The following is a 6,826-nucleotide window of genomic DNA, read 5'->3' on the forward strand; positions in this document are numbered from 1 at the left end:
CCCACACCCCCGACCGCTGGGCCACGCTGTGGCCCGTCCCCTCTCCGGTGCGGGCCATTGTCGTTACATTCCGCTCGCCGATTCCTGAAGACGGCGTATAATCCCCCCAAGTCGCCCGCACCAAACAGGAGCTATGCGCGGGTGGGATGCTTAGGCCTTATGTGCGGGGGGGTAGGCTATGTCACGCGACAAGGTATCGTCACTCGACAGCGATATCCTGCGAAACGCCCTTCGCCGAGCGATTGATGAAGAGCAAATTCCCGAAAGCCGATGGCGCGACTTCGCCGCGCAAATGGTCCGCGATTTCACCGGCTTCGAGACCGTTGATCTTGACTTTGTGGAATGGATCCTGAACGGGTCGATGGCAACCAAATACCTCGATCATCGGTTGGAATGCCCCTACTGCCTCACCATCCGGCTGAGAATTCCCGATGACGCTCGTCCCGAGACGCCGATTTCTTGCGACGATTGTGGAGAGTATCTTGGCACCTGGGATGAGCTACAAACCGACTTTGAGAAGCAAGGCGGTCATAACGGTGTTTTTCGTCTCGAAAAGGGCCGCATCCAGCGGATCCGCTAGTGCCGGGCCGGCAACCGTCTAGTGTCGACCTTTCAGGAACCTAGCCTCGCGAAGCAGCGAATTCCAATCGGTTCCAACCAGCTCGATCAGCTGCTTGGCCTCTTCCTCCTTGATGCCAGTTTCTCTCGTCAGTCGCTCTGCCAGCAGCTTTAGATGGGCTTGGCGATCACCCCCATTGTCGATTGCTGGGCACATGGGTTGTTACCTCCAATGAAGAAGAACCGCTGAAGGTAGCTTTTGTTTCGAGCGCCCGGCTCGCTTAATCTACGCGGGGGGCACCGCGCACTCTGCCTCCGAAAGGATGATGGCTAGCTCCCTACTGGGAAGCCCATGACCAGTCGTGTAGCCCGATCCATGCTGTTGCCACGATCAACGTGGCGAGGATGGCGTACTCTACTAAGGTTTGACGTGAAGGCATCTCTGCTTAGTACGCTCCAGGCATGAGTTTTCGCTTAATTCAGTGGCCCGTCCCAATGAAAAGCCCGCCACGATGGAGGGGCCACGGGCGGGCTTTCAATGAGGGCGGCTACATTCCTGAGAAATCGACCGCTAGGGGAACAGTATTCCATGGGGTGGGATGGTTCCAGACAATTTTAAAGATTGGTGTCCTCGCCCACATACGTGCCCCCGGCACCAGCACATTGACGAAAACCACGGCGCGGCCGAAACCAATGATGGCCGACTTCGTTCTATGTGATCCCAGGCACCGGCGGAGGATCATTTGGGCAAGCAATTGAACAGCAGCGACCCGGACCCGGACCAGTTTCCGTATGAGGTCGATTTTTTTGCAGCGAAGCACGGCATTCCAAGACGCGTGGCCGAAGTCATCCTGCACTCCAATGGCCCATCTCGCCATCAATGCGACGCAGCCGCGGCGGCCTATTTGCAGGTCATGCAATGGCGTCAACGGCCACGGCCAGTTACGAGTTGATCCGTCAGTTCTCTGACAATCCTGAAACCATACATTAGCAATCACTTGCGAACCTATTTGCCGTGTCGGAGTTGTATCGGCATGGCGAAGGGCAGCATCAAAGTCGGCGACGAGGTCGCAATCACCGCTACTGTGCGCAAGCGCGTCCCAGAGGACCGGATCGCCGTATTGATCCCTTCCTACCACCAGCCGCATTCGATCGTAGACCGGTCGCCAAACGTGAGCAGCGGGCAGAAGATTGAGCTGGTGGGCGACGTCACGCATGTCGACGACGACAGAGTGACGGTGAACCTTGGCGTTCCAGTCACGGTCAAGCTCAACACGGTGCGGCTTGTCACCAGCTACGTGGCGCCGAAACGGAAGACGACATGAGCCATTGAAGAAGGTAGGAGATTACTCCCGCTATCGCCGGGCGCCGACCCTTAAGGGCGCCTTTTCAAAATGCCAAATATTGCGGGCGGGACGTTCGCGAAAGCATACGCTAATATTATAGGACGAATCGTCAACTTAGGAGGCGCATCATGGATTCGCCAAGCAAGCTGGAGAACTTGCGCTTTGTTGCATCCCTGCTGGGCGTAATCCGCCATCGGATGCGTGAGGATGGTGAAGATCTGCTGACGTACCTAATAGACATTGCGTATCTGGAGGCTAGCGATCGGCTGAAACAAAAAAGCCCGCCGGCCGAAGCCAGCGGGCCGGTCCCACGCACCTGATGTCTCAGGTCGGTGGAAGCGGCCCGGACAGGCTGAATGCGACCACGGTCGACAGCTTAGCTTTCTTCGCTAGTGAAGGCTTCACATATGGTTTCTTTGTCATGCAGTTCCCCGTGTTTGAATCGATGCTGTCATCGCCATGCGGCCTTCCGTTGTCAATACGAAAAAAGGCCCGCCATCCAATCGCCCCCGCGCTCGCCCGAACTTTGAGAAGCAAGGCGGGAGCGGCGGTGTTTTCCGTCAAAGATACAGGAAGAATCCAGCGACCCGTTAAAATGGAGAACCCGCGCCCTCTCGGCAAAGGACGCGGGCCGGTGTTTCCACCCAGTCTGCGAAAGCTTTGAGGGGAACAATCGCAGACACCTTTTCAACAGCGCTTCGTCGGATTTGTTCCAAGAGCGGCGCGCCAGGGCATCCCTTTCGCTTTCTAGGGTTTCGCATTATGTTCCGCGCCATGTCGCGAACCACCGTCCTTCAGCTAATCGCAGCGGTGATCACCATTGCCGTCCTGACCGTCATCCACCAAGGTGCCGACTGGTTTCTAAGCCGTTTGTCGCTCGACTTTAGCCTTGGAATGATGTTCGGAATGTTCCTGGTGCTGCTGGTCTGGATCTACGAAGACCGCAAGCAACGCCGTTCAAGGGCGACCGACGGCGTCCGGTCCGCTGAGCAGCAGAGCGCGCGCCACACGATCGACCTGTGACTGCTGAAGCCTAGATCCCTGGCCAACCCGCATCAGCGCATCGAGCACGGCGCTCTGCTGCGGGCCGCCTGTGAGGCTGCGAGCCATATCGGTAATTGCCTTGTCGTTCCCGCCGTTCCGCAGCGCGTCGATGATGGTCTCTACAGCTCGAGTACCCGCCGCGCGTGCTGCGCCGCGCGCGCCGCCGGCAATAAAGCCCTCGCGCATGCCGAAACCGCTGCTGCCACCGCCGTCGATGGCATCTCTGGCCGCGATGCGCGCCGCCGTCTCGGAATTGCGCGTGACGATGTTCGACGTGTCGGCAAAGAGCTTTTCGCGGTCGAGCAGATCGATAATCGCCTTTGCCCGGTCGGAGCTAAACAAGGTCGACAGGCGCGCCCGGTTCCAATCCCCTTCCCCCTTGATCAGGCGCTGAAGCACGACGCGGTCGTTCGCGTTGGTGCCTACAATGCGCTCGATCTCCGCGCGGGCGCCCTCACGAAGGCGAAGCGGCACGGCCGACGGACCCACCTGCAAACCTTGCGGCAGCGCGGCTTGCCTGACTTCCTCGGCGAGTTCGTCGGGCCGCGGCGCTTCCCGGCCGCTGGAAAGCACCGTCTGGCCGCGCTGAACGGCGTCCTTCTGGCGAGCTAGCTCGGCGTACTTCGCATCCACTTCCTTGATGCCGGGCACCGCGGCACGAAGTTCATCATCGATCCCCTGGCGTGCGGTCTGAAGGGCGTTCAGGGCGTTGCTCCCCTGCGTGGTTTCCAGCAGGTCATCGACGGCGTGCCGCGCGTTCAGCAGCGTCCCGGCGTCGCTGATCAGCCCAGGCTCGGGCAGCGGCTGACCGCCGGAGCGAGCGCGGGCTATTTCGTCGGGCGTCGGCGTGTAGTTGAGCATGTTCCGAACCCGCAGAACGCCCTTTTGCGCCTCGCCGCGCAGCGTCTGGGCCTCGGCGTCGAGATAGCGGGCGATTGGTGCAGAATCGACCAGTGAGGCCTCGCGCAAGGCTTCCCTATATTCCGGCTGTAGACTTGCCTGGTTGCGGGTCGCGCGGTCGATGATGCGCGACGGCGTAGGAGCCTCGCCAAGCGTCTCGTTGAGGCTGGACCGGATGCGCCAGTTGGCGTCGGCATCGCGCGCACCAATCGCGCCGCGAACGATGGCCTTGCCTTCTCCAGGCGTTGCCGCGATGGCGCCAGCGGTATGACGCAGGTTCGGGCCGAGATCCATCAACATGCCATTGTCGCCGAGCTGCGCCAGTGCGCCGGGCTCTACGGCATCCTGTCGGACAGCGCTCGCCAGAATCTTGGTGGCGCTCTTGTCCAGGCCAAGCGCCTTGGCAATGGCGCTGAGCTGAACCCGGTCGGCGACGGCCTTGACGCCCTTGCCGACAAGCGGAGCGACAAATGGGGCGGCAAAGCCTGTCAGAGCACCGATGCCTGCTCCAATACCTGCTTCTTTAAGGTTGCCGCCTGACCGCACGGCTGCATCCGCACCGTTAATAGCTGCGCCGGAACCTGTGCTGGCCAGCAACCGCAACGGGGTCGACGCGACTCCGATGCCGAACAATTCAGGCGCTGCGGCCATCGCCGGAAGCGTGCCGGCCACGGCGCCCGTCACGTTGCCGGCAGTGCGCGCGATCGGGTGCGCGGCAAGGCTTTCTTGCTGGATGTCGGTCATCTCCTGGTTGACCTCGGAAGAAGGCTCCCCGGTCAGCAGCGAGCCGATACCCGCCGCCGTGGCAGTCAGGCCCCTGTCGACATAGGGGCCGGCAATCGGAATGCCTTCGCCGATCGCATTGAGGAACGTTCCCGACGCGCCCATGGCGCGGGGAGAGGCAATTCCGGGCGCGTCGTGACCGCTCCCCGGTTCGGGGCCACCAGCATCCAGGATCTTTTGAGCAGCGGCCATGCCGGCTTTCGCGCGGGCATCCGCCGCGGAAACATCAGCGTTTGCTGACGGCAGAGACTTGGCAATCTCTTCGACCGCCGCATTCTGCTGCTCGGGCGTCATCGACAGGAACCCCTCGTCTACCTGGACCTTGCGGCCTTGGATGTTGAGCGTAGGCATCAGGGTTCAATGCTCCACTTCAAGCCGTTGCTGGTCGTGCCGCCACCGGTGCCCGCGTTGCCAGCCGGCGCGGAACCGCCACCGCTCTTGATTGCGTCGACCATCTGCCGGATACGCGCCAACTTGTCGTCGAGGGATGCTTTCGCCTCGCCAGGCTTTGGCGTCAGGATGGCCGCCTGGTTCTCGACTTCGGCCGGCGCCGCCGTCGCGCCGGACACGCTGTAGAGGTAGGATGCGATGATGGTGCGCAGCGAGTTCGACGCTCGCTGATACTCGGGCGATTTCAGGTACTCGGCGCCAAAGTCGGATCCGCGCGGGATAGCCGACAGGGCCTGATCCGACGGATTGGACAGGGCCGAGAAGTTCTTTTCGACAATCTGCAGCTCGGGTGCGACCACCGAGTACAGCTTGTTGTCGCGCTGCTGCTGCTCGTTCAGCGGCTTCTGCTTCGCGCCCGTGAGAGGCAGGATGCCGGCGTTCTCGCTCGGCGGCGGATTGGCCGCGCGCGGGCTCGCTGGCGCGCTCGGAGCTTCGGGTGCCGGCACGGCGGACGGTGCCGCCTTGGTCGTTACAGGCATAGCCGGACCACCGGCAGAAGCCTGCCCAAACACGCCCTGCGGCGTGAGGAACAGCAATTCGCCATTCGGGCCGCTGATCGTCTTGCCGGCGGCGAGCTGCTGCGCCTGCTCGACCGTAAGGCCGCCACCATCCATCAGGCCGTTGAGCGCCTGAGCCTCGACGGAATTGCCCGTGAACCGGAACTGGCCAGCGTTCGGACCATTGCCGATGCTGACAGCCCGCGTCTCGCCCGTGCGCTTGTTGTACAGGGTCCGCTCGTCCAGCTTTTCCCAATCGGTTTGCTGGCCGCTGTAAACGGGCTCGTGCGTCTTGGGATCGACCAGGACGCCACCAACCTCGATCGGCTTGCTTTGCTCGGCCGCGAACTTCTCCCGGTCGAAATCGAGGCGCGCTTTGTCACCCGGCTCAATCTGCGGATTGCGCAGCTTCTCGACTTCCAGCCGGTTCTTTTCCAGTTCGAGTTGGTTTGCCGGATTTTGCTCGTCGAGCTTCTGTTTCAGCATCAGGTTAACGACGCCTCGCTGTTGCTCGGACAGGCGTGGATCCTGTGAGGCCTGCAGAAGTTGCTGCACGGTCGGACCACCGGAGGCTGGATTGGCCTGTGCGACCGTCTGCGCCGCCGCAGCCGGCTTCGCGGCCACCGGAGGCGGTTCTGCCGCGCGCGGCGACTGAACAGGCTGTGCGACCGCCGCCGGGCCGTCCGGCGCCGGACGCTTGTTCAGCGCCGCCGACACGCCCCCGCCCGGTTCGAGGCTCGCCACGTTTACCGGCGCGGCATCGGCGAAACGCGATGTGAAGGAATTGGCCATGGAAATGCGGCGCGCGGCCTCGCCACCGGGACGGTTGTAGCCGGCGAATTTCCAGGCGTTGTTCATCAGGCGCTGCGCTTCTTCCGGCGATTTCGCAGCATTCAGCGCATCGATCAGGCCGGGGTCTTCCTGCAGGAAATATTGCGCCTGAAGCTGGGGCGACGGAGCATTTGCATCGCCGCCATTGCTGCCGGCAAAGGTACGCATCGCGGCGAAGCGCGGACCCCGCCAGGACAGGATGCCGCCGGCAGTGCCAGCCTGGCCGCTTTCGCTCGGGTCCGACCAGGAACCGAAAGCGTTCTTCGGGCTGAAGCGGCTTTCGGCGTTGGCGGTCGCGGCGACGGCAGCGAGGCCGTAAGGATTGGTGACCTTGCTTTTCACCGTATCCATGAAGCCGTTGTAGACGTCATTGCCGGAAAGGTCCGGAGCGCTGCCCATCGAGCCGCCACCAAGGGC

General features: G+C 62.2%; 7 protein-coding genes. 5 read left to right on the top strand and 2 right to left on the bottom strand.

What is annotated here, in order from left to right:
- The first annotated feature begins 178 nt into the window (after positions 1 to 178).
- From EN738_RS36490 to EN738_RS28285, 5 genes are all read left to right on the top strand, one after another.
- On the top strand, positions 179 to 580 hold the full coding sequence (locus EN738_RS36490; RefSeq protein ID WP_245494782.1) for a hypothetical protein: 402 nt from the start codon (positions 179 to 181) through the stop codon (positions 578 to 580).
- A gap of 721 nt (positions 581 to 1,301) precedes the next feature.
- Complete coding sequence (locus EN738_RS28270; protein WP_127286532.1) at positions 1,302 to 1,511, top strand: hypothetical protein; 210 nt, start codon at positions 1,302 to 1,304, stop codon at positions 1,509 to 1,511.
- An 81-nt stretch (positions 1,512 to 1,592) separates the two neighbouring features.
- Complete coding sequence (locus EN738_RS28275; protein ID WP_127286533.1) at positions 1,593 to 1,883, top strand: hypothetical protein; 291 nt, start codon at positions 1,593 to 1,595, stop codon at positions 1,881 to 1,883.
- A 149-nt stretch (positions 1,884 to 2,032) separates the two neighbouring features.
- Positions 2,033 to 2,224: a hypothetical protein gene (locus tag EN738_RS28280; protein WP_127286534.1), complete on the top strand. Its 192-nt coding sequence runs from the start codon at positions 2,033 to 2,035 to the stop codon at positions 2,222 to 2,224.
- Between the two features lie 442 nt (positions 2,225 to 2,666).
- A complete protein-coding gene (locus EN738_RS28285) occupies positions 2,667 to 2,927 on the top strand; it encodes a hypothetical protein (RefSeq protein ID WP_127286535.1) in 261 nt (86 codons plus the stop codon).
- Here the strand turns inward: EN738_RS28285 and EN738_RS28290 are convergent.
- Positions 2,862 to 4,982: a hypothetical protein gene (locus tag EN738_RS28290; RefSeq protein WP_127286536.1), complete on the bottom strand. Its 2,121-nt coding sequence runs from the start codon at positions 4,980 to 4,982 to the stop codon at positions 2,862 to 2,864. The two genes, EN738_RS28285 and EN738_RS28290, sit on opposite strands and share 66 nt — an antisense overlap.
- On the bottom strand, positions 4,982 to 6,826 hold a 1,845-nt coding region (locus tag EN738_RS35995; RefSeq protein ID WP_348629112.1), incomplete at its 5' end, for a phage tail tip lysozyme. The genes EN738_RS35995 and EN738_RS28290, both read right to left, overlap by 1 nt.

Source organism: Mesorhizobium sp. M4B.F.Ca.ET.017.02.2.1, from assembly GCF_003998955.1.
Lineage (GTDB): Bacteria > Pseudomonadota > Alphaproteobacteria > Rhizobiales > Rhizobiaceae > Mesorhizobium > Mesorhizobium abyssinicae.